This window comes from uncultured Xanthomonas sp. (assembly GCF_964278005.1).
Taxonomy (GTDB): Bacteria; Pseudomonadota; Gammaproteobacteria; order Xanthomonadales; family Xanthomonadaceae; genus Xanthomonas_A; species Xanthomonas_A sontii.
This window is the reverse complement of the sequence record NZ_CAXYKF010000016.1, coordinates 84,816-108,124: the sequence shown is the minus strand read 5'-3', so window position 1 is coordinate 108,124 and position 23,309 is coordinate 84,816. Positions and strand designations below refer to the sequence as shown.

The following is a 23,309-nucleotide window of genomic DNA, read 5'->3' as shown; positions in this document are numbered from 1 at the left end:
TGGAGGTCAGTGCGCGGCTTGACGCTGCAGCCAGGCCACCGCGCCGCGCCCGGCGCGCACGCCGCTGGCGAAGCAGGCGGTGAGCAGGTAGCCGCCGGTCGGCGCTTCCCAGTCGAGCATTTCGCCGGCGCAGAAGGTGCCGGGCAGCGCCCGCAGCATCAGCTGCGCATCCAGCGCCTCCAGGCGTACGCCGCCGGCGCTGCTGATCGCCTCGGCCAGCGGGCGCGGGCGCAGCAGGGTCAGCGGCAGGCGCTTGAGCGTGGCCGCGGCCAGCGCCGGATCCTGGCCGGCCTGCTTGCCGAGGATCTCGAACAGCAGCGCCGCCTTGACCCCGTCGATGCCGGCCTGGCGGCGCAGATGCTCGCCGAAGCTGCGGCCGCTGCGCGGCTTGCCCAGTTCGGCCTGCAGCCGCGGCAGATCCCGGCCGGGCGCCAGGTCCAGCCACAGCGTGGCCGGGCCGTGCGCGGCGATGGACTCGCGCAGGTCCGCGGCCAGCGCATAGATCAGGCTGCCTTCGATGCCGTGTTCGCCGACCACGCATTCGCCCTGCAGCGACTGCGCCTGGCCCTGCGCATCGTGCCAGTGCGCGACCACCGGCTTTAGCGGCGCGCCGGCGTGGCGTTCGCGGAAGTGCGCGCTCCAGTCCACGTCGAAGCCGCAGTTGGCCGGCTGCAGCGGCGCCACTTCCACGCCGCGCGCGCGCAGCGTGTCCTGCCAGGCGCCGTCGGAGCCGAGCTGCGGCCAGCTGCCGCCACCGAGCGCCAGCACGCAGGCATCGGCCTGCACGCGCTGCTCGCCGTCGGCGCCGGCGAAACGCAGCGCGCCGTCCATGTCCCAGCCTAGCCAGCGCTGCTGCACGTGGAAGCGCACGCCGGCGTCCTTCAGCCGCCGCACCCAGCCGCGCAGCAGCGGTGCGGCCTTGCGATCCAGCGGGAACACCCGGCCGGAGCTGCCCACATAGGTCTCCACGCCCTGCGCCTGCGCCCAGGCGCGCAGCGCGTCGGCATCGAAGTCGGCCAGCCACTCGCCGACCGCCGTCGCGCGCTCGCGATAGCGCGCGACGAAGCGCTCGAACGGATCGGAGTGGGTCAGGTTGAGGCCGCCCTTGCCGGCGATCAGGAACTTGCGTCCCACCGAGCCCTTGGCCTCGTACACGTCGACCTCGGCACCGGCGGCACGCGCGGTCTCGGCGGCGATCAGCCCCGCCGGACCGCCGCCGACGATGGCGAGACGGCCGCGCACCGGCGCGGCGTGCTTGCTGGCGGGCATCGGCGCAGTCGACTCAACGCGGCTGGACATCGAGCAGTTCGACCTCGAACACCAGCGAGGCGCCCGGCGGGATCACCCCGCCGGCGCCGCTGGCGCCGTAGCCGTAGTCCGACGGCAGCATCAGCAGGCGCTTGCCGCCCACGCGCATGCCGGCCACGCCCTCGTCCCAGCCGCGGATCACCTGGCCGCCGCCCAGCACGAAGCTGAAGGGCTGGCCGTGGTCGGCGGAGGCGTCGAACTTCTCGCCGCGCTTGTCCTTGGCGTGCTCGTCGTACAGCCAGCCGGTGTAGTGCACGGTGACCCGGCTGCCGGGGCGGGCCTCGGCGCCGTCGCCGACGCGCTCGTCGGTGGCCTGGAACGCGGCGATGCTGCCGCCAGGCGGCGGACCCGGCGGGGTGCAGCCAATCAGCAGCCACGCCGGCAACGACAGGCTCAACAGCAGCAGGATTCGGCGCATGCGGGACGTCCACGGCGGGCAGGGCGTGCAAGGGTAGCGCATCGTCGCAGCGGCTATCATGCGGCGCATGGCCAAACTGCTGCTCAATCTGCGTCACGTGCCCGGCGACGAACGCGCCGAGGTCTGCGCGCTGCTCGACGCCGCCGGCATCGGCTACTACGAAACCCGCGCCGGCACCTTCGGCATCTCCGCCGGTGGCATCTGGCTGCGCGAGGACGCCGAGCAGGCGCGGGCCAAGGCGCTGCTGGCCGAGTACCAGGCCCAGCGCGGCGAACGTGCCCGCGCCGAGCGCGCCGCGGCGCTGCGCGACGGCAGCGCGGAGACCTTCGCCCGCCTGCTGCGGCAGCGCCCGCTGTTCGTGCTGGCGACGCTGCTGGGCATGCTGCTGGTCGCTTCGCTGGTGCTGCTGCCGTTCCTGTTGCTGCGCGGCTAGCGGCGCGCGCTGCAACACGCGTCGCCGAGGTGCCGGTGTGCGGTGGGGCGGCCGTTTCCTGCAGCGGGCATGCGTCGCAGGCTCTAAAATGCACCGATGATCGCCAACACCGCCGCCTACCACTTCGTCGCCATCGCCGACCCCGACGCGCTCGCCGCGCAATTGCACGCCTGGGCGCAGGACGGCGACCTGCGCGGCACGGTGCTGGTGGCGGGCGAGGGCATCAACCTGTTCCTGGCCGGCACGCCGGCGGCGATCGACGGCTTCTACGCGCAGCTGCGCGCCGACCCGCGCTTCGCCGATCTGCGCGTCAAGACCAGCCCCAGCGCGCAGCAGCCGTTCGCGCGGCTGAAGGTCAAGGTCAAGCCGGAGATCATCAGCTTCCGCCGCGACGCCGCCTCGCCGCTGGAGGCGGCGCGCGCGCCGGCGGTGGCGCCGGCCACCCTGCAGCGCTGGCTGCGCCAGGGCCACGACGACGCCGGCCGGCGTGTGGTGCTGCTGGATACGCGCAATGCGCAGGAAGTGGCCTACGGCACCTTCGCCGGTGCGCTGACCCTGCCGATCGTCAAGTTCACCGACCTGCCGGAAGCGCTGGCCCCGCATCGCGCGGCGCTGGCCGACGCCACCGTGGTCAGCTTCTGCACCGGGGGCATCCGCTGCGAGAAGGCCGCGCTGTGGATGCGCGCCGACGGCATGGATAACGTGCTGCAACTGGACGGCGGCATCCTCGGCTACTTCGAGGAAGTGGGGGGCGAAGGCTACGACGGCCGCTGCTTCGTCTTCGACGAGCGCGTGGCGCTGGATTCGCAGTTGGAGCCGATGGTGGGCGGCTGATTGCCGCGGGATTGGGGAGTCGGAATTGGGGATTGGCAAAGGCGGGTTGCTGCCAGCTATGCACGTGGCCCGTCAGGTAAGGCAACACCCGCTTTAACGAATCCCCAATCCCGACTCCCCAATCCCCACGCCGTCAGGCGTACTGCATCTTGCGCGTCATCCCGCCATCGACCACGAATTCCTGGCCGGTGATGAAGCCGGCCTGCGCCGACAACAGATAGACTGCCAGCGAGCCGATGTCCGGCGGCTCACCGACCCGCCCGGCCGGGTGCTGCGCATGGTCCTGGCGCGACAGTTTGGGCGTGCGCCGCGCATTCGGCTTGCGCCAGGCGTCGGTGGCGATCCAGCCGGGGCTGATGCAGTTGACCCGCACCGCCGGCCCGGCGCTGATCGCCAGCGCATGAGTGAAGGCCACCAGTCCGCCCTTGGACGCGGCGTACGCCTCGGTGTCCGGTTCGGACTGCTGCGCGCGGGTGGAGGCGATGTTGACGATGGCGCCGCCGCCGCGGCTGTCGCGCAACGCCGGCAGGGCATGTTTGCTGCACAGGAACGCACCGCCCAGGCTCGCCCCCAGCCGCCGGTTCCATTCGCGCAGCGACAATTGCGCCAGCGGGCCGGTATGCGGATCGGCGATCCCGGCGTTGTTGACCAGTCCATCGATGCGGCCGAACCGGGTCAGCGCGGCATCGACGAAGCGGCGCACGCTCGCTTCGGCGGCCACGTCGACGCGACGGAACAGCAGGCGTTCGCCGACGTCCAGCTCGGCCACGCAGGCACGCCCGGCATCGGCATCGAGATCGCCGAACACGACGTTGCCGCCAGCGCCCAGCACTGCCTGCACCACGCCGCGGCCGATGCCCTGGGCGCCGCCGGTGACCAGCACCACACGGTCGCGTAAGGGCAGGGCTGGGACGGGGGCGGGCGATGGAATCAGCGGCATGGCGGCGACCAGGAGAAAAGCAGGGGGCGCCAGCGTAGCCGGCGCACCGTGCAACCGGCGTGGTAGCGCCGTAGTGCAGCTCGCCAAAGCCCCTTTCCCTCGGGAGAGGGGTTGGGGTGAGGGTACGGCGCGCAGCGCTCGCGGGGGTTTGGCGACACGAGGCTTCGCCCGTACCCTCATCCGCCCCTTCGGGGCACCTTCTCCCGGCGGGAGAAGGGAGAAGCCAAAGCCCCTCTCCCACCGGGAGAGGGGGTGAGGGGACGGAGCGCGTAGCGCTCGCGCGGATCTGACGATGCGGGGCTTCGCCCGTACCCTCATCCGCCCCTGCGGGGCACCTTCTCCCGGCGGGAGAAGGGAGAGCCAAAGCCCCTCTCCCGCCGGGAGAGGGGTTGGGGTGAGGGTACGACCGCCAGCCAAGCATCCTCCTGCCCACACCCACACCCAGCGCAAATCAGCGTTCCGGTCGCGCGCCCTGCAAGCGGCGCCGCGCGCCCCCATCTCGTCGGCATCGCCTGCAGGAACCCGCCTCACCATGATGCCGATCTCCATTCTCGACCTCGCCCCGGTCTGCGAAGGCAGCGACACCAGCGCCGCCTTCGCCAACATGCTGGACCTGGCCCAGCACGCCGAACGCTGGGGCTACCACCGCTACTGGCTGGCCGAGCATCACAACATGCCCGGCATCGCCAGCGCCGCCACCGCGGTGTTGATCGGGCATGTGGCCGGCGGCACCAGGCGCATCCGCGTCGGCGCCGGCGGCATCATGCTGCCCAACCATGCGCCGCTGCAGGTGGCCGAGCAGTTCGGCACGCTGGCCTCGCTGTATCCCGGTCGCATCGACCTGGGGCTGGGGCGCGCACCCGGCACCGACCAGGCCACGGCACGCGCGTTGCGCCGTTACTTCGACAGTGCCGACCAGTTCCCGCACGACGTGGCCGAACTGCTGCGCTATTTCGAGCCGGCAGTCGACGGACAACTGGTGCGCGCCGTGCCCGGTGCCGGCATCGAGGTGCCGGTGTGGCTGCTCGGCTCCAGCCTGTTCAGCGCGCGCCTGGCTGCGGCGATGGGCCTGCCGTTCGCCTTTGCCTCGCATTTCGCCCCGGATGCGATGGACGAGGCGCTGGCGGTGTATCGCCGCGAGTTCCGCGCTTCCACGCGCCTGCAGGCGCCATATGCGGTGCTGGCCCTGAACGTGGTGGCCGCCGCGTCCACGGCCGAGGCGCGGCGTCTGTTCACCACCCAACAGCAGAGCTTCGTCAACCTGCGCCGCGGCCGTCCCGGGCTGATTCCGCCGCCGATCGACGACATCGAGGCGTTCTGGGCACCGCACGAGAAGCTTGGTGTGGAACGCGCACTGGCCTGCACGGTGCTGGGCGATGTCAACGCGGTCGCACAGGGGCTGTCGGACTTCGTCGCGCGGCACCGCCCGGACGAGTTGCTGCTGACCGCCAACATCCACGATCACGCGGCGCGCTTGCGCTCGTTCCAACTGGCGTCGGACGCCTGGACGCAGGTCGCCGCGGCCGCGTGATGCGCGTATCTGCGCGGGTGTCTACACGCGCAGACGCGCGCGGGCGCTCATTGCCATATTTGCGTTGATGGGCATCACATCGCGCGCCGCTTTCACGATGTCTTGATTTTCCCGGGTATGTCATCGTTTCGCGTCGCGCATCAGCGTGGCGTTCGGCCTCGGGACACGGCCGTACAACTGACGCGAACAGGGGGATCGGCAATGAACGCACAGCATCCGATGGCGCCGGTGCACGAATGTGGACTGGAGGCGGCCTTGCAACAGATGAGCAAATGCCTGGAGCGCCTGCGCGCCCAGACGCCGGAACGCCCAGCCAAGGGTGCGTCCGTGCGGCCGTCGCACATGCGCAACGTGTTCGCCAGCGAGACGGAACTGTACCTGGTGAAGTAAGCGGACAGCGGGCGCTCCACTGCCGCCTGCGCTCAGCGCAGCTTGTGCATCCACTCCCGGCCCAGGTCGACCACCTGGTCCGAGGCCAATCCCAGGCTCAGCGCCACGGCGATGCTGCCCAGCCACGACAGCAGCATCAGTCCGCCGTCCCGTTCCAGCAGCGCCAGCGCGAACAGCAACAGCATCGCGCCGAAGGCGTAGTTGGTGAACGGAATCGGCAGCGACAGCAGGATCCCCAGCACGATCAGCAGCAGCCCACTGAAGGCGCGCGCCGGCAGGGTATCGACCAGCATCGGCAGGCGCGGCTTGAGCAGTCGGTCCAGGCGCCGCAGCCACGGCGCGATGCGGCCGACGAAGCGCTGCATGGTGCGGCGGCGCGGCCCGCGCTCGCCGATGAAGCGCGGCAGCCACGGCTTGCGCAGGCCGATCAGCATCTGCAGGCCGATCAGCGTCACCAGCGGCCCGCTGATGCCGCCGGCCAGGCCCGGCACCGGCAGGAACGCCGGCAGGATCGCCACGAACAGGAACACGCCGAACGCGCTCTGCTGCAGGTCGGCGAGGATCAGCCGTAGCCGCAGGTGTTCGTCCGGGTCGCCGAGGACGAAGGTGTCGAGCAGGGTGCGGATGCCCTCGGCGCTGTAGCCGTGGTCGCCCTCGTGCGGCGCACCGCCGGGTGCGTCACCCGGTGATGTCATCGCTGTTCTCGTCCTGCAGCCTGCGCAGCAGCAGCTTGTCCACGCGCGCGCCGTCCAGGTCCACGATCTCGATGCGCCAGCCGGCCCAGTCGAAGAACTCGCCGGCGTGCGGGATGCGGCCGAAGTAGTAGATGCACAGGCCGGCCAGGGTGTTGTAGTCGCCTTCCTCGGCGCTGGGCAGCTCGGCGCCGCCCAGCAGTTCGCGCAGGTCCTCGATCGCCAGCGAACCGTCGATCAGCAGCGAGCCGTCGGCGCGGGTCACCACCAGCGCGTCCTCGTCGGCGGTGTCGGCCGACTGCAGGCGCCCGACCACCGCGCCCATCAGGTCGCTGATCGTCACCAGGCCCTGGATCTCGCCGTACTCGTCCACCACCAGCGCCATCGATTGCTGCTCTTCGCGGAAGATCTCCAGCAGCTTCATCGCGTGGGTGGACTCGGACACGAACAAGGTGTCGCGCAGGCTCTGGAACAACTGGGTGGCGTCGCCGTCCATGCGCGTGACCAGCGATTTCACCTCCAGCACGCCGGCGATGTCCTGGTCGCTGCCGCGGTACACCGGGTAGCGCGAGAACTCGTGTTCGCGCATCACCTGCAGGTTGCGCTGCGGCTCGGCGTTGGCATCGAGCCAGGCGATGCGGTTGCGCGGGGTCATCAGGCTGTCGGCGGTGCGGTCGCCCAGGCGCATGACCCGGTTCATCATGTCGCGCTCGTGCGCGTCGATCACGCCGGCCTCGTGGCTCTCGGCCACCAGCATGCGGATCTCCTCTTCGGTCACCGAGGCCGACTCCTCCTTGCCCAGGCCGAGCAGGCGCAGCACCAGCCGGGTCGAGCGCGACAGCACCCAGACGAACGGCGCGGCGGCCTTGGCCAGCCAGCCCATGGGGATGGCGACGACGCCGGCGATGACCTCCGAACGGGTCAGGGCCAGGCGCTTGGGCACCAGTTCGCCGAAGATCAGCGTCAGGAAGGTGATCAGCACGATCGCCAGGGTCTTGCCGATCAGCGCCGACCACGGCTGCGGATCGCCGAACAGGGTGAAGTTGGCCGCCAGCGCCGGGAACAGCGCCTGCAGCTTGGCCGCGATCGCCACGCCCATGGCTTCGCCGCCGAAGGTGCCGGTCAGGATGCCGATGGCGGTGATGCCGATCTGCACGGTGGACAGGAAGTGCTCGGGGTTCTCGGCTAGCGCCAGGGCCTTGGCCGCGCGCGTGCTGGACTGGGCCATCTGCTTCAGCCGGCTCTTGCGCGAGGTCATCAGCGACATCTCGGACATCGCGAAGAAACCGTTGAGCAGGATGAGGGCTGCAACGATCAACAGTTCAAGCATGCGCGCGCTCCTTGGCGCCAAGGAAAGCGGGGACATGGGCGCCGTTGCGGCGCGGGGGAGGGGGTGTGGGGTGGTCGTCCATAGGGTGCGCCCGCGAAGGGCGCGGCGGCGATGGTAACAAACCCGGGCGGGGGCCGCGTCCACGCCTCGCCGACGTCGCCAGGTCCGGCCCGGGGCCGCGACTACCCGCAGATGTCAGCAAACAGTCATAATTCCGCCCCAGTGCCGTCCTCCCCGCGACGGCGGGAAGCGCGTTGCATGTTTTCGTTGCAGACCATCTTCGGTTCCGGCAAGCAGTTCTACACCCTGCTCGACGAGGCGGCACAGGCCGCCTACGACAGCACCAAGGCCCTGCACGCGATGATGCGCGAGTCCGACCGGCAGCCGGCGCTGGACGGCTTCAAGCTGGCGCGCCTGCGCGAGCGCGCCGCGTCCGACAAGATCGGCCAGGCGCTGGTGGACAGCTTCATGACCCCGATCGAGCGCGAGGACATCGAGGCCCTGGGCTCGGCCCTGTACAAGATCCCCAAGCAGGTGGAGAAGTTCGCCGATCGCTATTCGCTGGCGATCCAGCACCTGGAGCACATCGATTTCGCGCCGCGCTCGGCGATGCTGGAGCAGGCCGCGGCGGTGGTCGTGGAGATGGTCCACGACCTGCGCCACATGAACCTGGACCGGATGAGCGCGCTCAACGACAAGCTGCGCTCGCTGGAGAACGAGGCCGACCGGCTGATGCTGGAGCTGTACCGCGACATCTACTCCGGGCGCCTGGACAACCTGCAGATGTTCCTGCTCAAGGAGTTCTTCGAAATCCTGGAGAAGGCCATCGACCGTTGCCGCGAGGCCGGCGTGGTGGTCTACCAGATCGTGCTGAAGAACTCCTGATGGACGCGCTGCGGAGTTGCTGCCTGCGCGGCCGTGGCGCCCTGCGCGCGCCGGCCGCCGCCGCCGCGTGCGTGGAGGCGCGCCGATGCTGACCCTGGTCCTGATCGTGATCCTGGCGGCGCTGGTGTTTGAGTTCATCAACGGCTTCCACGACACCGCCAACTCGATCGCCACGGTGGTCGCCACCAAGGTGCTCAGCCCCGGCTGGGCGGTGATGCTGGCCGCGGCGATGAACCTGGTCGGCGCGCTGACCGGCACCGCCGTGGCGATGACCATCGCCTCCGGCCTGCTCAATACCGACGTGATCGCGGTGACCCCGCAGGTGGTGCTGTGCGCGCTGCTCGGCGGCATCGTCTGGAACTTGATCACCTGGTGGAAGGGCCTCCCGTCCTCGTCCTCGCATGCGTTGATCGGCGGCCTGTGCGGCGCCGGCCTGGCTGCCGCGCACAACAACTGGGGCGCGCTGATCTGGTCGCAGAACCTCGGCGACTGGGCCAAGAACAAGGGCCTGCTGTGGAAGGTGTTCGTGCCGATGGTCACCTCCCCGATCGCCGGCTTCCTGCTCGGCATCGCGGTGATGCTGTTGCTGTGGGCGGCGATCGCCGGCCTGGCCAGGCTGGGCGGCCCGCTCGGGCGGCTGGCGCGGCCGCGCTGGGTCAATGCCTTCTTCGGCAAGGCGCAGATCGCCTCGGCCGCGTACATGGGCTACGCGCACGGCCACAACGACGCGCAGAAGACCATGGGCATCATCGCCATGACCCTGATCGGCGCGCAGAGCACCGGCGCCCTGGACGACCTGCCGTCGTGGCTGGCGTTCCTGCATCCCGACGCCAGCCAGGGGCAGGGCATCGCCACCTGGATCGTGCTGACCTGCGCGGTGGTGATGGCTGCCGGCACCGCCTCGGGCGGCTGGAAGATCATCAAGACCCTGGGCCACAAGATGGTCAAGCTGCATCCGATCCACGGCTTCGCCGCTGAGACCAGCTCGGCCACGATCCTGACCCTGGCCGCGCACTTCGGCATGCCGGTGTCCACCACCCACAGCATCTCCACCGCGATCATGGGAGTGGGCTTCGCCAAGAATCCGCGCTCGCTGCGCTTCGGCGTCATCGAACGCATCGTCTGGGCCTGGATCCTGACGATCCCGGCCGCTGCCGGCGTGGCGTACCTGATTTTCCGCGGATTCGCCTTGGCTGGGTGGGTGTGAGGGAGTCGGGAATCGGGAGTGGGGAAACGGGAATCGTAAAAGCGTAGATTTCCCGCGAACGGTGACGATGTCGCCCTCCGAAAGGAATCTGGATACGTCTTACGTCCTCTTGTCGCAACGAGTGTTGCCTGCGTGGCGACGTCGCGTAGCCAAGTGACTCCATCGCGATAGCACTCCCGAACCACGCAGGTCGGGGTATTGTCTCGACGACTGGGGAACCGCTTTTGCGATTCCCCATTCCCAATTCCCCATTCCCATCAATTCGCCCGATACATCGCCATCACGTCCTGACGCAACGCGCGCTGGCTGTCGGCGCGGTTGTAGAACATGTGGCCGCCGGGGTAGTTCTTGACCTGCACGCGGGTCGGGTCGTTGCCCATCACCGGCATCTGGTCCACGGTCAGCACCGAGCCCATGAACGGGCACGACAGGTCGTTCCAGCCGTGCACGATCAGCACGCGCAGCTTCGGGTCGATCGCCACCGACTGGCGCAACTGCGTCACCGAACCCTTGCGCAGTTCGTCGTCCCAGTCCCACAGCCGGTTCACGTCGTAGTTCAGCGCCTCGTAGCGGGCGTCGACCTTCCAGCCGACCACGCGGGTCACGAAATCGACCATCGCGGTGGTGGTGGGGGCGATGATGCTGTCCAGCAGCGGGTCGTTGGCGCGCTGCTCGGGGGCGTTGGGGAACGGGTCGAAGGCGGTGACGTTGGAGTCGTAGCGGCTGCCCAGTTCGCCCTTGTCGCGGAACACCTCGCGCAGGTAGGCCTGGGTCTCCAGGCGGCCGCCGGCGCGGCGCACGAAGGCCGGGTCCAGGCCGGTCATCGCGGTCACCTGCTGGATCATGCGGGTGGTGCCGGCCGGGTCGGAGCGGCCGCGCAGCAGCGCGGTGACGTAGTCGCCGCGGGTGTAGTCGATCACCTGGCGCATCGCTTCCGGGGTCAGCTTGCCCTCGCGTTCCAGGCGTGCGGCGGCGATCGACGGCAGGGTCAGCATCCACGGCAGCGGCGAGACGTCGCCGTTGTCGTCCAGGGTCGGGTTCAGATACGGCGAGACCAGGACCACGCCGTTCATCGCCACGCCGAGCTTGGTCTGCAGATAGTGGGTGATGCGCGGGCCGCGGAAGCCGCCGTAGCTCTCGCCGACCAGGTACTTGCGCGACTGCAGGCGCTGGTTCTTCAGCAGCCAGTCGTAGATGGTGCGCGAGAGGTATTCGATGTCGGCCTGCGGGTTGTAGAACTGCTTCTTGGCCTGCTCGTCGGGTACGCGCGAGCGGCTGAAGCCGGTGCCGACCGGGTCGATGAACACCAGGTCGGTGAAGTCCAGCCAGGTGCCGGGGTTGTCGCGCAGCTGCGCCGGCGCCGAGGCGCTGTCGCCCTCGCTGCCGAACGCCACCACCTTCGGCCCGATCGCGCCCAGGTTGAGGTACACCGAGGCCGCGCCGGGGCCACCGTTGAGCGCGAAGGTGACCGGACGGTCCTTGCCGTCCATGGTGTAGGCGGTGTAGACCACGTCGGCGACGACCTTGCCCTGCTTGTCCTTCACCGGCAGCGTGCCGATCTTGACCGTGTAGCGCAGGGTGCGGCCGTCGAGCTGGGTGGATTGGCTGGTCTGCGCGTCGGCCGGCAGTGGCGCAGGTTCGGCGGTGGTGGGCTTGTCGCCCTTGTCGGCATTGCCCGCATCGGCATCGGCGGCCAGCGCCGCGGTCATCGGCATCGCCGCCAGCAGCACGGCCAGCAGCACGGAAGGGAAGGTCGGCACGGGCGGTCGCTCGCAGGGAGGGAGCCGGCATGCTAGGCCGCGGCGTCGGCGCGGCGGATGTGCACAAAGCCATGGTCGGTGGCGGCGCGGCCTAGGGCGTGTCACCCATCCCCGAGTATGCCGCGTTGGGTCTGGCAGGCGCGTTGCCGGCGTTGCGTGGCGCAGCGCCTGACTGGCCGTCAGGTCAAGCCGCGCGGCGCCGGCAGCGCGCCTGCCAGGCCCAACCCGAAGGGCCGCGGTTGCGCGCGCCCGTGGCCGCGTCATCGCTCGGGCGTGGACGGACGTCCACTTCCTCGCTCTTCCTTGCCACAGGCACGCGCAATCGCGGCGCGGCATGCTCGGGGATGGGTGACACGCCCTAGTCATGCCGGTTCATCGGCGCTGGCTACAATCGCCGGTCCGTCCCGTGTCCGGTCCGCTGCGCATGCCCGTCCTTCGTTTTCGCCTGCCGCTAAGCCTGTTCCTGGCGGTGTTGCTGGCCGGCTGCGCCAGCGTGCCAGCGCCGCCGTCCGTGGCCGAGTCGCCGGCGGCGCACGATCCGCATGCCCACGATCGCCAGCGCCTGTGGCGGCTGTTGAGCACGCGCTGCCTGCCGCAGGCGCGCGCCGGCGCCGATCCGGCCCCTTGCAGCGAAGTGCATGCCGAGCCAGGCCAACGCTATGCCTTGATGAAGGACCTGCGCGGCGACTACCAGTACCTGCTGATTCCGACGGTGCCGGTGAGCGGGATCGAAGATCCGCGCGCGCGTGCCGCCGGCGCGCCGAACTGGCTGGGCCTGGCCTGGCAGGCGCGCACCCGGGTCGAGCGGCTGTTGAACCGGCCGCTGCCGCGCGAACTGACCAGCCTGACGATCAACCCGCCCTCGGCGCGTTCGCAGGACCAGTTGCATGTCCATATCGATTGCCTGGCGCCGCAGGTGCGCGATCAGTTGCAGGCGATGCAGGCGTCGATCGGCCCTACCTGGGCGCCGTTGCCGCAGCCGTTGCACGGGCACGCCTATCGGGCCATGCGCCTGGAAGGCGAGGCGCTGGATGCGAATCCGCTGACCCTGCTGGCGCGCGCCCTGCCGCCGCACCAGCACATGGCCCACCAGACCCTGGCGGTGGTCGGCGCGGAGTTCGATGGCCGTCCGGGCTTCGTGCTGCTGGCCGCCACCGCGCTTCCCGGTGATGGGGTCGGGGCGGAAGAACTGCAGGATCACGACTGCACCGGCGTGGTGCCGGCGGCGCCTGCGCGCGGCTAAGCCCCAGAATGGCGGTCGATCGCTGGATGCCCGACTAACAGGCGTGCTGGTGCGAAAGCCCAGGCTCCGCCGCCGCCTGTCGCAGGAGCGGCTTCAGCCGCGACAGGGCTTTCCCGACAACGCCAGGTCGCGGCTGAAGCCGCTCCTGCGACGGCAGCAAGCAGCCGCGCTTGCGTCGCCTCAGACCTCCAGCGACGCCAGGTCGCCCTTGGTCTCCAGCCACTGCTTGCGGTCGCCGGCGCGCTTCTTGGCCAGCAGCATGTCCATCAGCGAGCGGGTCTGGTCGCCGTCGTCCACGGTCAGCTGTACCAGGCGCCGGGTGTCGGGGTGGATGGTGGATTCGCGCAACTGCTGCGGATTCATCTCGCCCAGGCCCTTGAAGCGGGTGACGCTGACCTGGCCCTTGATCTTCTCGCGTTCGATCTTGTCCAGCAGCGAGCGCTTCTCTTCCTCGTCCAGCGCGTAGAACACCTGCTTGCCCACGTCCACGCGGAACAGCGGCGGCATCGCCACGAACACGTGGCCGGCGCGCACCAGGGCGGGGAAGTGGCGCAGGAACAGCGCGGTCAACAGGGTCGCGATGTGCAGGCCGTCGGAGTCGGCGTCGGCCAGGATCACCACCTTGCCGTAGCGCAGGCCGTCGATCTCCTCCTTGCCCGGGTCGCAGCCGATCGCGATCGCCAGGTTGTGCACTTCCTCCGAGGCCAGCACGCTGCCGGAGGCCACTTCCCAGGTGTTGAGGATCTTGCCGCGCAGCGGCAGGATCGCCTGGAAATCCTTGTCGCGGGCCTGCTTGGCGCTGCCGCCCGCCGAGTCGCCCTCGACCAGGAACAGTTCGGTGCGCGACAGGTCCTGGCTGATGCAGTCGGCCAGCTTGCCCGGCAGCGCCGGGCCCTGGGTGACCTTCTTGCGCACGATCTGCTTCTCGGTCTTCAACCGCGCGCTGGCGCGGTCGATGGCGATCTGCGCGATGCGCGTGCCGGTCTCCACGTTCTGGTTCAGCCACAGGCTGAAGGCGTCGTGTGCGGCGCCCTCGATGAAGCCGGCGGCCTGGCGCGAGGACAGGCGTTCCTTGGTCTGGCCGCTGAACTGCGGGTCGGTCATCTTCAGCGACAGCACGAACGCCACGCGGTCCCACACGTCTTCCGGTGCCAGCTTGACGCCGCGCGGCAGCAGGTTGCGGAAATCGCAGAACTCGCGCAGCGCGTCGGTGAGGCCGCTGCGCAGGCCGTTGACGTGGGTGCCGTGCTGCGCGGTGGGGATCAGGTTGACGTAGCTCTCCTGCACCAGTTCGCCTTCCACCACCCAGGCCACCGCCCAGTCGACGATCTCGCGGTCCTTCTTCAGGCTGCCGACGAACAGCTCCGCCGGCAGCAGCTCGCGCTCGGCCAGTTCGCCGCGCAGGTAGTCGCGCAGGCCGTCCTCGAAGTACCAGGTGTCCTGCTCGCCGGTGGCCTCGTCGTGCAGCTTGACGGTCAGGCCGGGGCACAGCACCGCCTTGGCGCGCAGCAGGTGGCGCAGTGCGCGCACCGCGAACTTCGACGTGTCGAAGTACTTCGGATCCGGCCAGAAGCGCAGACGCGTGCCGGTGTTCTTCTTGCCGACGCTGCCGACGATCTCCAGCTTGGAGGCGGCGTGGCCGTCGGCGAAGGCCATGCGGTACTCGTTGCTTTCGCGCTTGATGAACAGTTCCACCCGATTGGACAGCGCATTGACCACGCTGACGCCGACGCCGTGCAGGCCGCCGCTGAAGGTGTAGTTGCGGTCGCTGAACTTGCCGCCGGCATGCAGCCGGGTGAGGATCAGTTCGACGCCGGAGATCTTCTCTTCCGGATGGATGTCCACCGGCATGCCGCGGCCGTCGTCGGACACCTCGCAACTGCCGTCCTTGTACAGCGTCACCTCGATGTGCCGGGCGTGGCCGGCCAGCGCCTCGTCCACGGCGTTGTCGATGACTTCCTGGGCCAGGTGGTTGGGGCGTGCGGTGTCGGTGTACATGCCGGGCCGGCGCTTGACCGGGTCCAGGCCAGAGAGAACTTCGATGTCGGCGGCGTTGTAGCGGGTATTCATGCGTCTCAGCAGGTGGCGCGAAGCAGATCCGGAAGTGTGCGGTCTGCGGCGGTTTTTTGCACGTCGCCGGTGTTCAGGGCGGGTGCGGGGGCTCCACGCTACGCTGGCCCTGGAAAAACCGCGACGTCGCCCACATCTTCGTCGCACGTCCCAAAGGAGTCCGCCATGAACGTTCGCAAGCTGTTGACCCTGGCCGCCCTGGTCGCCGCCGCGGTGGCCGTGCCGGTCGCGATGGCCCAGGCGCAGAGCGCCGATCCGGCCGCCTCCGGTGCCGCCGCCTATGAGGCGCAGGTCGCCAAGGAAAAGGCCGAGGCCGATGCCAAGGCCAAGCGCCGCGCCGCCGCGGCCGCCGAGCACAAGGCCGGCAAGGATGCGGCCGCGCCGAAGAAGGAAGAGGAAGAGGAAGCGCGCAAGCCCTGAGTCTGCGCACGGTTTCCTGCACACGACGCCCCGGTCGCCCGGGGCGTCGCTTTTTTGTGGGGCGGCTGTTGCGCAAAAGCGCTTGGGCAAATCCGCTTCACCCGTTAAACTATGGCTTTCCGGGAGGCCTTTGAGCCATGACCCCCCTGATCTTCGTTACCGGCGGCGTAGTGTCCTCGCTAGGCAAGGGCATCGCGGCCGCTTCGCTTGCGTCCATTCTCGAAGCACGTGGCCTGTCGGTCACGATGATGAAGCTGGACCCCTACATCAACGTCGACCCGGGCACGATGAGCCCGTTCCAGCACGGCGAGGTGTACGTCACCGACGACGGCGCCGAGACCGACCTGGACCTGGGGCATTACGAGCGCTTCGTGCGCACGCGCCTGTCGCGCAAGAATTCGGTCACCACCGGGCGCATCTACGAGAACGTGATCCGCAAGGAGCGCCGCGGCGACTACCTCGGCGCCACCGTGCAGGTGATTCCGCACATCACCGACGAGATCCGTCGCTGCGTGGATGAAGCCACCGCCGGCTACGACGTGGCGCTGGTCGAGATCGGCGGCACCGTCGGCGACATCGAGTCGCTGCCGTTCCTGGAGGCGATCCGCCAGGTGCGCACCGAGCGCGGCGCCGAGAAGGCCATGTTCATGCACCTCACCCTGGTGCCGTACATCGCCGCGGCCGGCGAACTGAAGACCAAGCCGACCCAGCATTCGGTCAAGGAACTGCGCTCGATCGGCATCCAGCCGGACGTGCTGCTGTGCCGCTCGGAGCAGGCGATCCCGGATTCGGAGCGGCGCAAGATCGCGCTGTTCACCAACGTCTCCGAGCGCGCGGTGATCAGCGCCGCCGACATCGACGTGCTCTACGGCATGCCGCTGGAGTTGCACCGGCAGGGCCTGGACGAGATCGTCATCGACCAGTTCAAGCTGCGCGACAAGGTCGGCGCGGCCAACCTGTCGGAGTGGGAAGCCGTGGTCGACGCGATCAAGCATCCGCTCGACGAGGTCACCATCGCCGTGGTTGGCAAGTACGTGGACCATCAGGACGCATACAAGTCGGTCGGCGAGGCGCTCAAGCACGGCGGTCTGCGCCAGCGCACCAAGGTCAACCTGAAGTGGCTGGAAGCGCAGGACCTGGAAGGCAGCGACATGGGGGCCCTGGCCGACGTGGACGGCATCCTGGTGCCGGGCGGCTTCGGCGACCGCGGTTTCGAAGGCAAGGTGCTGACCTCGCGCTACGCCCGCCAGCACGGCGTGCCGTACTTCGGCATCTGCTACGGCATGCAGGCTGCGGTGGTCGACTATGCGCGGCATGTCGCCGGGCTGGACGCGGCCAACAGCACCGAGAACGACCGGCAGTCGCCGTACCCGGTGATCGGCCTGATCACCGAATGGCGCACCGCCACTGGCGATGTCGAGAAGCGCGACGAGAAGTCCGATCTCGGCGGCACCATGCGCCTGGGCCTGCAGGAGCAGCGGCTCAAGCCGGGCACGCTGGCGCGCGAGCTGTACGGCAAGGACGTGGTCGCCGAGCGCCATCGCCACCGTTACGAGTTCAACAACCGCTATCGCACCCAGCTCGAGGACGCCGGCCTGGTGATTGCCGCCAAGTCGATGGACGACACCTTGGTGGAGATGGTGGAGTTGCCGCGCGAGACGCATCCGTGGTTCCTGGCCTGCCAGGCGCACCCGGAATTCCTGTCCACGCCGCGCGACGGCCACCCGTTGTTCATCGGCTTCGTGCGCGCCGCGCGCGAGCGCAAGGCCGGCGGCAAGCTGCTCAAGGAAGCCAGGGCGTGACTGCGACCGGGCGCAGCAGCGAGAGCAGGGTCGCGCGCTGGTTCTTTGCGGCGGCGGTGCTGGTGTTTCCTGCGGCCTTGCTGGTCTATTTCTCCTGGCGCAGCAGCACCGGCTTGGCCGATAGCTATGGGATGGGGCTGATGTATTGCCTGATCGCGGCGGTGGGGCTAGCTGCGCCGCTGGCGCTGATCGGCGCACTCATCTGGGCTGCCGGCAGGTTCGGCGGCGGCTCCGTCCCTGCGCCCCTCCCGCGCCCCTCTGAACCTCCGGAAGGTAATCAATGAAGCTCTGTGGATTCGACGTCGGCCTGGACCGGCCGCTGTTCCTGATCGCCGGCCCGTGCGTGATCGAGTCGATGCAACTGCAGCTCGACGTGGCCGGCAGGCTCAAGGAGATCACCGGCCGGCTGGGCATCAACTTCATCTTCAAGTCCAGCTTCGACAAGGCCAACCGCACCTCCGGTACCAGCTTCCGTGGCCCCGGCCTGGAGGAAGGGCTGAAGGTGCTGGAGGCGGTGAAGACCCAGATCGGCGTGCCGGTGCTGACCGACGTGCACGAGTACACGCCGATGCACGAGGTGGCGGCGGTGGTGGACGTGCTGCAGACGCCGGCGTTCCTGGTGCGGCAGACCGATTTCATCAAGAACGTGTGCGCCGCCGGCAAGCCGGTCAACATCAAGAAGGGCCAGTTCCTGTCGCCGTGGGACATGAAGCCGGTGGTGGAGAAGGCCAAGTCCACCGGCAACGAGCAGATCATGGTCTGCGAGCGCGGTGCCAGCTTCGGCTACAACAACCTGGTCAGCGACATGCGCTCGCTGAGTGTGATGCGCGAGACGGGCTGCCCGGTGGTGTTCGATGCCACCCATTCGGTGCAACTGCCGGGCGGGCAGGGCGGCAGTTCCGGCGGCCAGCGCGAGTTCGTGCCGGTGCTGGCGCGCGCGGCGGTGGCCGTGGGCGTGGCCGGCGTGTTCGCCGAGACCCATCCGGACCCGTCCAAGGCACTGTCCGACGGCCCCAATGCGTGGCCGCTGGATCAGATGGAAGCGTTGCTGGAAACGCTGATGGAACTGGACGCGGTGACCAAGAAACACGGGTTCTCGCGCTTCGCGTGAGGCGCGCGCCGCCGCCGCTGCGGCTGTGCCGATCCTGGCCGGGTGCGGGCTGCCGGGTGTTCGCCGCCTTCTCGGAGCCGCGGCGATGACCGCACCCGAGCGGGCCGGCGCCTGGCCTTGGGGGCTGTGTGCCTTGTTGTTGTCGTTGCTGGCGTGGGCGGCGCTGGTCGTGGCGCTGTTCGCCTTCTCCAGTGGGATTGGCACGCCCAGCCACGGCGATCATTTCCTGGCCATGCTGTTCTGGATGGTGATCGCCCTGCTGGTAGTGGCAGTGGCTGCGGTGGGCGCGACGATCGCCGCCGCGCTGAGTTGGACGCAGCGCCGCGGCCGCCTCCTAGCCGGCATCGCCGGCGGCCTGCTGCTGGCGATGCTGGTCTTGATCCTGCTCTTCCTCAGCGGAATCCCGCTGGGCCTGATGGGCGCCGGCTGAGGCGGGATTTGGCAAGGAACCGGCGGCCGGGGATAATCAGCCGGCATTCGTTTCCGCCCCCTCTTCCTACAGGTAACCGGCCCGCCCATGAGTACGATCCGCAGCATCCACGCCCGTGAAATCCTCGACAGCCGCGGCAATCCCACGCTGGAAGCCGATGTCATCCTGGAGGACGGTTCGTTCGGTCGTGCCGCGGTGCCTTCGGGCGCGTCCACCGGCACCAAGGAAGCGGTCGAGCTGCGCGACGGCGACAAGACCCGCTACCTGGGCAAGGGCGTGCGCAAGGCGGTGGAGAACGTCAACACCACCATCGCCGGCGCGCTGAAGGACTTCGACGCCGCCGACCAGCAGGGCCTGGACCGCCGCCTGATCGACCTGGACGGCACCGAGAACAAGGGCCGCCTGGGCGCCAATGCGCTGCTCGGCGTCTCGCTGGCCAACGCGCATGCCGTTGCCGCCTCGCGCAAGCAGCCGCTGTGGCAGTCGCTGGCCGCGGGCAACACCGCCAACCTGGCGCTGCCGGTGCCGATGATGAACATCATCAACGGCGGCGCGCATGCCGACAACAACGTCGATTTCCAGGAGTTCATGGTGCTGCCGGTCGGCGCCGCCTCGTTCTCCGAGGCGCTGCGCGCCGGCACCGAGATCTTCCACGCGCTGAAGTCGGTGTTGAAGGGCCACGGCCTGTCCACCGCGGTCGGCGACGAGGGCGGCTTCGCCCCGGACTTCCGCAGCAACGTGGAAGCGCTGGACACCATCCTGGAAGCGATCGGCAAGGCCGGCTACACCGCTGGCGAGGACGTGCTGCTGGGCCTGGACGTGGCCTCCAGCGAGTTCTACGACAACGGCAAGTACCACCTGGTGGGCGAGGGCAAGCGCCTGACCAGCGAGCAGTTCGTCGACTTCCTCGCCGACTGGGCCGCGCAGTATCCGATCGTCAGCATCGAGGACGGCCTGGCCGAGGACGACTGGGCCGGCTGGAAGCTGCTCACCGACCGCGTCGGCAGCAAGGTGCAACTGGTCGGCGACGACCTGTTCGTGACCAACCCGAAGATCTTCAAGCAGGGCATCGAGTCCGGCACCGCCAACGCGATCCTGATCAAGGTCAACCAGATCGGCACCCTGACCGAGACCCTGGAAGCCATTGCCATGGCCGACAAGGCCGGCTATGCGGCGATCGTCTCGCACCGTTCCGGCGAGACCGAGGACACCACCATCGCCGACATCGCCGTGGCCACCACCGCCACCCAGATCAAGACCGGCTCGCTGTGCCGCAGCGATCGCGTGGCCAAGTACAACCAGCTGCTGCGCATCGAGGAAGCGCTCGGCAGCGCCGCGCGCTACGCCGGGCGCGACGCGTTCGTCTCGCTCAAGCGATAAGCCGTGCGCAACTGGCGCTGGCTGCTGCTGGTGCTGGCGGGACTGCTGGCGTGGCTGCAGTACCGTTTCTGGCTCGGCCCGGGCAATTCCGGCGAAGTGCTGGTGCTCGAAAGTCAGGTCGAGCACCAGAAGCGCGACAACGAAGGTCTGCAGCAACGCAACGCCGCGCTCGCCGCCGAGGTCAAGGACCTCAAGGACGGTGAGGCGGCGATCGAGGAGCGCGCGCGTAGCGAACTGGGCATGATCAAACCGGGCGAAAAGTTCTACCGCGTGGTCGAGAACGCGCCGGTGTCGACCGCGCCGGCCGGTACGGCAGCCGGCGCGCAGCCGGCGCCTGTGACGCCGGCGCCGGGCGAGCAGCCCTGATGGCCACCGTCTGGGCCGTGGTCCCGGCGGCTGGCCGCGGCACCCGTTTCGGCGGCGCCACGCCCAAGCAGTACCTGCAGGCGGGCGGGCGCCCGTTGCTGGCGCATGCGCTGGAAGCGCTGCTGGCGCATCCGGCGGTGGCCGGGGCGATGGTGGCGCTGGGCGTGGACGATGCACAGTGGCCGGGTTGGACCGAACTGGCTGGCAAGCCGGTCCTGACCTGCCTGGGCGCCGGCAGCCGTGCCGGCTCGGTGCTGGCCGCGTTGCATGCCTTGCCGGAGTCGGTGAAGGCGGACGACTTCGTGCTGGTGCACGATGCGGCGCGGCCGAATCTGGCGCTGGCCGACCTGGACCGGCTGCTGGAGGCGGGGCGCGGCGATCCGGTCGGCGCGATCCTGGCTGCACCGGTGCGCGACACGCTCAAGCGCGCTGGCGACGACGGCGGCATCGATGGCACCGAACCGCGCGAGCGCCTGTGGCGCGCGTTGACCCCGCAACTGTTCCGGCGCATGCAACTGAGCCGGGCCCTGGAGCAGGCCGCCGCGGCCGGGGTCGAGGTCACCGACGACGCGATGGCGATGGAGTTGCTGGGGCTGCGGCCGCTGCTGGTCGAGGGCGCCGAAGACAACTTCAAGATCACCACGCCGGCCGACTTGGCGCGTTTCGAGTTCGAACTGTTCCAGCGGCAGGGCGGCTGATGCGGTTCGAGGACGCGGTGGCGCACGCCTGGCTGCAGCAGGCCGCGAACGCTGCGATCGTGGTCGATGGCGACGACATCCAGCACGAGGCCAATGCCAACCTGTGGGCGTTCTCGCCGCGCGAGGATCACGCCGCAGGCATCGACGTGGCGAGCGTGGCGCGGTTCGTGGAGGCGGCCGCCGACGATCGCCAGGCCACGCTGCGCGCGCAGGCGGCGCCGGCGATGACCTTCTACTGCTGGCATGATGGCCAGGCGCGGCAGTTGCGCTTCAGCCTGGTGTCGTCGGCGCACGGCCGTCTGCCGTTCCGCGTGCCGACCCGGCACACGCCGCTGCCGGCGCTGGTCGCACGCATCGTCCATGACGACTGGCTCAACCCGCTGTGGGGCGCAGCGGACGAACGAGAGGCCATGCCGGCTTCCGAGCCGCTCCCGGTTTACGTGCGCACGCTGCACTCCGGCGTCTGACCGCCGGACGGCGTCGACGCTTCTACGAACAGGATTCCCATGTCACACGATTCCCTTTCCGTTCCTCCCTTCCGCATCGGCCAGGGCTACGACGTCCACGCCTTCGGCGAGGGCGACCACATCATGCTCGGCGGCGTGCGCGTGGCGCATGAGCGCGGCGTGCTTGCCCACAGCGACGGCGACGTGGTGATCCACGCCCTGTGCGACGCCTTGCTCGGCGCGCTGGCGCTGGGCGACATCGGCCAGCATTTTCCCCCATCCGATCCGCGCTGGAAGGGCGCCGACAGTGCGCAGTTTCTCGATCACTGCGTCGGCCTGCTGCACGCGCGCGGCTGGCGCCTGGGCAATGCCGACATCACCGTGATCTGCGAACGGCCCAAGGTCGGCCCGCATGCGCAGGCGATGCGCGAGCGCCTTGCGGCGCTGTTGCAGGTCGAACTGGACTGCGTGAGCGTCAAGGCCACCACCAGCGAGAAGCTCGGCTTCACCGGCCGTGGCGAAGGCATCGCGGCGCAGGCCGTGGCCCTGCTGGTGGCGCTGTGAGCGAGTTGCCGCGTGCGTTCGGCGCCGCGCCGTTGCAGGCGCGCATGCGCAGCACCGCCGAGGATTTCCAGGTCGACGAACTGCCCGCGTTCGCGCCCAGCGGCGAGGGCGAGCACCTGCTGCTGACCGTGCGCAAGCGCGGCATGAACACCGCCTTCGCCGCGCGCCGCCTGGCGCAGTGGGCCGGGGTGGCGGAACTGGCGATCGGCTACGCCGGCATGAAGGACCGCCATGCGGTCACCACCCAGCGCTTCTCGGTGCATCTGCCCAAGCGTGTGGCGCCGGCGCTGGACAGCTTGCAGGACGCGGATCTGCAGGTGCTGGAAGCGCACTGGCACAACCGCAAGCTGCCGCGTGGCGCGCTGGCCGGCAACGGCTTCGTGCTGGTGTTGCGCGAGGTGCGCGGCGAGCGCGGCGCGATCGAGACGCGGCTGGCGCAGATCGCCGCGCGCGGCATTCCCAACTGGTTCGGCGAACAGCGCTTCGGCCGCGATGGCGGCAACGTCGGCGCCGCGCTGGCGATGTTCGGCGGCCGCCGCGTGCGCCGCGAGCAGCGCTCGCTGCTGCTGTCGGCGGCCCGTTCGGAGCTGTTCAACCGGGTGCTGGCCGCCCGCGTGGCCGCCGGCAACTGGGACAGCGCGCTGGACGGCGAAGTGTGGATGCTCGACGGCAGCCGCAGCGTGTTCGGTCCGGAGCCGTGGTCGGAGGCGCTGGCCGAGCGCTTGCAGCGCTTCGACATCCATCCGTCCGCGCCGCTGTGGGGCGCCGGCGAGCTGCGCAGCGCCGAGGCGGCGCGTGCGCTGGAACTGGCGGTGCTGGACGAGGCGGTCGCGCAGCGTCTGCGCGACGGCCTGGAGCGCGAGGGCCTGAAGCAGGAGCGGCGGGCGACCCGCCTGCGCGTGGCCGACCTGCAATGGCGCTGGCTGGACGGGCAGGACGACGCGCTGGAACTGCGCTTCGCATTGCCGCCGGGCAGCTACGCCACGGCACTGCTGCACGAACTCGGCCAGGTCGAAGAGGCGCCGCAGGCCTCCACCGAGGCCTGAGCGCG

The 23,309-nt window shown here is 69.6% G+C and carries 25 protein-coding genes; 18 read left to right on the top strand and 7 right to left on the bottom strand.

What is annotated here, in order from left to right; translation table 11 throughout:
• Positions 1–6: 6 nt before the first annotated feature.
• Both ACHWVH_RS11725 and ACHWVH_RS11720 read right to left on the bottom strand, forming a co-directional pair.
• On the bottom strand, positions 7–1,269 hold the full coding sequence (locus ACHWVH_RS11725) for a TIGR03862 family flavoprotein (RefSeq protein ID WP_394687223.1): 1,263 nt from the start codon (positions 1,267–1,269) through the stop codon (positions 7–9).
• 13 nt (positions 1,270–1,282) lie between these two features.
• Entirely contained in the window at positions 1,283–1,726 is a 444-nt protein-coding gene (locus ACHWVH_RS11720; protein WP_152181117.1) for an FKBP-type peptidyl-prolyl cis-trans isomerase, read from the bottom strand.
• 67 nt (positions 1,727–1,793) lie between these two features.
• Between ACHWVH_RS11720 and ACHWVH_RS11715 the strand changes: the two genes are divergently transcribed.
• Positions 1,794–2,159: a DUF6164 family protein gene (locus ACHWVH_RS11715; RefSeq protein ID WP_394687222.1), complete on the top strand. Its 366-nt coding sequence runs from the start codon at positions 1,794–1,796 to the stop codon at positions 2,157–2,159.
• A gap of 96 nt (positions 2,160–2,255) precedes the next feature.
• Entirely contained in the window at positions 2,256–2,993 is a 738-nt protein-coding gene (locus ACHWVH_RS11710; protein WP_394687221.1) for a sulfurtransferase, read from the top strand.
• 133 nt (positions 2,994–3,126) lie between these two features.
• Here ACHWVH_RS11710 and ACHWVH_RS11705 read toward each other — a convergent pair whose 3' ends face one another.
• Positions 3,127–3,933 carry a glucose 1-dehydrogenase gene (locus ACHWVH_RS11705; protein ID WP_295968796.1) on the bottom strand — a complete coding sequence of 269 codons (807 nt, stop codon included), beginning with the start codon at positions 3,931–3,933 and terminating at the stop codon, positions 3,127–3,129.
• A gap of 532 nt (positions 3,934–4,465) precedes the next feature.
• Between ACHWVH_RS11705 and ACHWVH_RS11700 the strand changes: the two genes are divergently transcribed.
• Positions 4,466–5,464: an LLM class flavin-dependent oxidoreductase gene (locus ACHWVH_RS11700; protein WP_152238039.1), complete on the top strand. Its 999-nt coding sequence runs from the start codon at positions 4,466–4,468 to the stop codon at positions 5,462–5,464.
• Positions 5,465–5,665: 201 nt separating this feature from the next.
• Positions 5,666–5,854, top strand: a complete 189-nt coding sequence (locus ACHWVH_RS11695) for a hypothetical protein (RefSeq protein ID WP_148829894.1) — start codon at positions 5,666–5,668, stop codon at positions 5,852–5,854.
• A 32-nt stretch (positions 5,855–5,886) separates the two neighbouring features.
• Here the strand turns inward: ACHWVH_RS11695 and ACHWVH_RS11690 are convergent, their stop codons facing one another.
• A complete protein-coding gene (locus tag ACHWVH_RS11690) occupies positions 5,887–6,549 on the bottom strand; it encodes an exopolysaccharide biosynthesis protein (RefSeq protein WP_152238038.1) in 663 nt (220 codons plus the stop codon).
• Positions 6,533–7,876, bottom strand: coding sequence for a hemolysin family protein (locus ACHWVH_RS11685; protein WP_394687220.1), 1,344 nt, complete (start codon positions 7,874–7,876; stop codon positions 6,533–6,535). The genes ACHWVH_RS11690 and ACHWVH_RS11685 overlap by 17 nt, the downstream gene beginning before the upstream one ends.
• Positions 7,877–8,134: 258 nt before the next feature.
• Between ACHWVH_RS11685 and ACHWVH_RS11680 the strand changes: the two genes are divergently transcribed.
• Positions 8,135–8,761 carry a DUF47 domain-containing protein gene (locus ACHWVH_RS11680; protein ID WP_017911076.1) on the top strand — a complete coding sequence of 209 codons (627 nt, stop codon included), beginning with the start codon at positions 8,135–8,137 and terminating at the stop codon, positions 8,759–8,761.
• 85 nt (positions 8,762–8,846) lie between these two features.
• Entirely contained in the window at positions 8,847–9,968 is a 1,122-nt protein-coding gene (locus ACHWVH_RS11675) for an inorganic phosphate transporter (protein WP_267093980.1), read from the top strand.
• A gap of 257 nt (positions 9,969–10,225) precedes the next feature.
• Here the strand turns inward: ACHWVH_RS11675 and ACHWVH_RS11670 are convergent, their stop codons facing one another.
• Positions 10,226–11,683, bottom strand: a complete 1,458-nt coding sequence (locus tag ACHWVH_RS11670; RefSeq protein WP_394687243.1) for a S10 family peptidase — start codon at positions 11,681–11,683, stop codon at positions 10,226–10,228.
• A 469-nt stretch (positions 11,684–12,152) separates the two neighbouring features.
• Between ACHWVH_RS11670 and ACHWVH_RS11665 the strand changes: the two genes are divergently transcribed.
• Entirely contained in the window at positions 12,153–12,971 is an 819-nt protein-coding gene (locus tag ACHWVH_RS11665; RefSeq protein WP_394687219.1) for a CDP-diacylglycerol diphosphatase, read from the top strand.
• Positions 12,972–13,151: 180 nt separating this feature from the next.
• On the opposite strand, the gene parE is transcribed toward ACHWVH_RS11665, so the two are convergent.
• Complete coding sequence (gene parE / locus ACHWVH_RS11660; protein ID WP_394687218.1) at positions 13,152–15,041, bottom strand: DNA topoisomerase IV subunit B; 1,890 nt, start codon at positions 15,039–15,041, stop codon at positions 13,152–13,154.
• Positions 15,042–15,206: 165 nt separating this feature from the next.
• Between parE and ACHWVH_RS11655 the strand changes: the two genes are divergently transcribed.
• The 11 genes from ACHWVH_RS11655 (at position 15,207) to truD (ending at position 23,304) form a co-directional block, all read left to right on the top strand.
• Positions 15,207–15,461, top strand: a complete 255-nt coding sequence (locus tag ACHWVH_RS11655; protein WP_010343426.1) for a hypothetical protein — start codon at positions 15,207–15,209, stop codon at positions 15,459–15,461.
• Positions 15,462–15,598: 137 nt separating this feature from the next.
• The gene (locus tag ACHWVH_RS11650) at positions 15,599–17,263 is read left to right on the top strand and encodes a CTP synthase (protein ID WP_394687217.1); all 1,665 of its coding nucleotides are present in this window, start codon (positions 15,599–15,601) and stop codon (positions 17,261–17,263) included.
• A complete protein-coding gene (locus ACHWVH_RS11645) occupies positions 17,260–17,547 on the top strand; it encodes a hypothetical protein (protein ID WP_017912624.1) in 288 nt (95 codons plus the stop codon). The genes ACHWVH_RS11650 and ACHWVH_RS11645 overlap by 4 nt, the downstream gene beginning before the upstream one ends.
• Positions 17,544–18,374 (top strand): 3-deoxy-8-phosphooctulonate synthase, encoded by an 831-nt coding sequence (gene kdsA / locus ACHWVH_RS11640; protein WP_017911068.1) that lies wholly within the window; start codon positions 17,544–17,546, stop codon positions 18,372–18,374. The genes ACHWVH_RS11645 and kdsA overlap by 4 nt, the downstream gene beginning before the upstream one ends.
• Before the next feature lie 85 nt (positions 18,375–18,459).
• A complete protein-coding gene (locus ACHWVH_RS11635) occupies positions 18,460–18,804 on the top strand; it encodes a hypothetical protein (protein ID WP_026143441.1) in 345 nt (114 codons plus the stop codon).
• An 87-nt stretch (positions 18,805–18,891) separates the two neighbouring features.
• A complete protein-coding gene (gene eno, locus ACHWVH_RS11630; RefSeq protein WP_394687216.1) occupies positions 18,892–20,184 on the top strand; it encodes a phosphopyruvate hydratase in 1,293 nt (430 codons plus the stop codon).
• Positions 20,185–20,187: 3 nt separating this feature from the next.
• The gene (ftsB, locus tag ACHWVH_RS11625; RefSeq protein WP_043095785.1) at positions 20,188–20,550 is read left to right on the top strand and encodes a cell division protein FtsB; all 363 of its coding nucleotides are present in this window, start codon (positions 20,188–20,190) and stop codon (positions 20,548–20,550) included.
• The gene (gene ispD, locus ACHWVH_RS11620; RefSeq protein ID WP_394687215.1) at positions 20,550–21,248 is read left to right on the top strand and encodes a 2-C-methyl-D-erythritol 4-phosphate cytidylyltransferase; all 699 of its coding nucleotides are present in this window, start codon (positions 20,550–20,552) and stop codon (positions 21,246–21,248) included. The genes ftsB and ispD overlap by 1 nt, the downstream gene beginning before the upstream one ends.
• The gene (locus ACHWVH_RS11615; RefSeq protein ID WP_394687214.1) at positions 21,248–21,715 is read left to right on the top strand and encodes a hypothetical protein; all 468 of its coding nucleotides are present in this window, start codon (positions 21,248–21,250) and stop codon (positions 21,713–21,715) included. The genes ispD and ACHWVH_RS11615 overlap by 1 nt, the downstream gene beginning before the upstream one ends.
• Positions 21,716–21,754: 39 nt before the next feature.
• Complete coding sequence (gene ispF / locus ACHWVH_RS11610) at positions 21,755–22,258, top strand: 2-C-methyl-D-erythritol 2,4-cyclodiphosphate synthase (protein WP_394687213.1); 504 nt, start codon at positions 21,755–21,757, stop codon at positions 22,256–22,258.
• Positions 22,255–23,304: a tRNA pseudouridine(13) synthase TruD gene (truD, locus tag ACHWVH_RS11605; protein ID WP_152236375.1), complete on the top strand. Its 1,050-nt coding sequence runs from the start codon at positions 22,255–22,257 to the stop codon at positions 23,302–23,304. Before ispF ends, truD begins: the two co-directional genes overlap by 4 nt.
• Positions 23,305–23,309 lie beyond the last annotated feature (5 nt).

Bases quoted from the DNA above. Each gene is read 5' to 3' on its own strand.
- eno (WP_394687216.1), top strand. From the start codon at position 18,892: ATGAGTACGATCCGCAGCATCCACGCCCGTGAAATCCTCGACAGCCGC.
- ispF (WP_394687213.1), top strand. From the start codon at position 21,755: ATGTCACACGATTCCCTTTCCGTTCCTCCCTTCCGCATCGGCCAGGGC.
- ACHWVH_RS11715 (WP_394687222.1), top strand. From the start codon at position 1,794: ATGGCCAAACTGCTGCTCAATCTGCGTCACGTGCCCGGCGACGAACGC.
- ACHWVH_RS11720 (WP_152181117.1), bottom strand. From the start codon at position 1,726: ATGCGCCGAATCCTGCTGCTGTTGAGCCTGTCGTTGCCGGCGTGGCTG.
- ACHWVH_RS11615 (WP_394687214.1), top strand. From the start codon at position 21,248: ATGCGGTTCGAGGACGCGGTGGCGCACGCCTGGCTGCAGCAGGCCGCG.
- parE (WP_394687218.1), bottom strand. From the start codon at position 15,041: ATGAATACCCGCTACAACGCCGCCGACATCGAAGTTCTCTCTGGCCTG.
- ACHWVH_RS11635 (WP_026143441.1), top strand. From the start codon at position 18,460: ATGACCGCACCCGAGCGGGCCGGCGCCTGGCCTTGGGGGCTGTGTGCC.
- ACHWVH_RS11680 (WP_017911076.1), top strand. From the start codon at position 8,135: ATGTTTTCGTTGCAGACCATCTTCGGTTCCGGCAAGCAGTTCTACACC.
- ACHWVH_RS11665 (WP_394687219.1), top strand. From the start codon at position 12,153: ATGCCCGTCCTTCGTTTTCGCCTGCCGCTAAGCCTGTTCCTGGCGGTG.
- ACHWVH_RS11710 (WP_394687221.1), top strand. From the start codon at position 2,256: ATGATCGCCAACACCGCCGCCTACCACTTCGTCGCCATCGCCGACCCC.
- ACHWVH_RS11695 (WP_148829894.1), top strand. From the start codon at position 5,666: ATGAACGCACAGCATCCGATGGCGCCGGTGCACGAATGTGGACTGGAG.
- ACHWVH_RS11655 (WP_010343426.1), top strand. From the start codon at position 15,207: ATGAACGTTCGCAAGCTGTTGACCCTGGCCGCCCTGGTCGCCGCCGCG.
- ACHWVH_RS11700 (WP_152238039.1), top strand. From the start codon at position 4,466: ATGATGCCGATCTCCATTCTCGACCTCGCCCCGGTCTGCGAAGGCAGC.
- ACHWVH_RS11685 (WP_394687220.1), bottom strand. From the start codon at position 7,876: ATGCTTGAACTGTTGATCGTTGCAGCCCTCATCCTGCTCAACGGTTTC.
- ACHWVH_RS11650 (WP_394687217.1), top strand. From the start codon at position 15,599: ATGACCCCCCTGATCTTCGTTACCGGCGGCGTAGTGTCCTCGCTAGGC.
- ispD (WP_394687215.1), top strand. From the start codon at position 20,550: ATGGCCACCGTCTGGGCCGTGGTCCCGGCGGCTGGCCGCGGCACCCGT.
- ACHWVH_RS11690 (WP_152238038.1), bottom strand. From the start codon at position 6,549: ATGACATCACCGGGTGACGCACCCGGCGGTGCGCCGCACGAGGGCGAC.
- ACHWVH_RS11725 (WP_394687223.1), bottom strand. From the start codon at position 1,269: ATGCCCGCCAGCAAGCACGCCGCGCCGGTGCGCGGCCGTCTCGCCATC.
- ACHWVH_RS11675 (WP_267093980.1), top strand. From the start codon at position 8,847: ATGCTGACCCTGGTCCTGATCGTGATCCTGGCGGCGCTGGTGTTTGAG.
- ACHWVH_RS11705 (WP_295968796.1), bottom strand. From the start codon at position 3,933: ATGCCGCTGATTCCATCGCCCGCCCCCGTCCCAGCCCTGCCCTTACGC.
- kdsA (WP_017911068.1), top strand. From the start codon at position 17,544: ATGAAGCTCTGTGGATTCGACGTCGGCCTGGACCGGCCGCTGTTCCTG.
- ACHWVH_RS11670 (WP_394687243.1), bottom strand. From the start codon at position 11,683: ATGCCGATGACCGCGGCGCTGGCCGCCGATGCCGATGCGGGCAATGCC.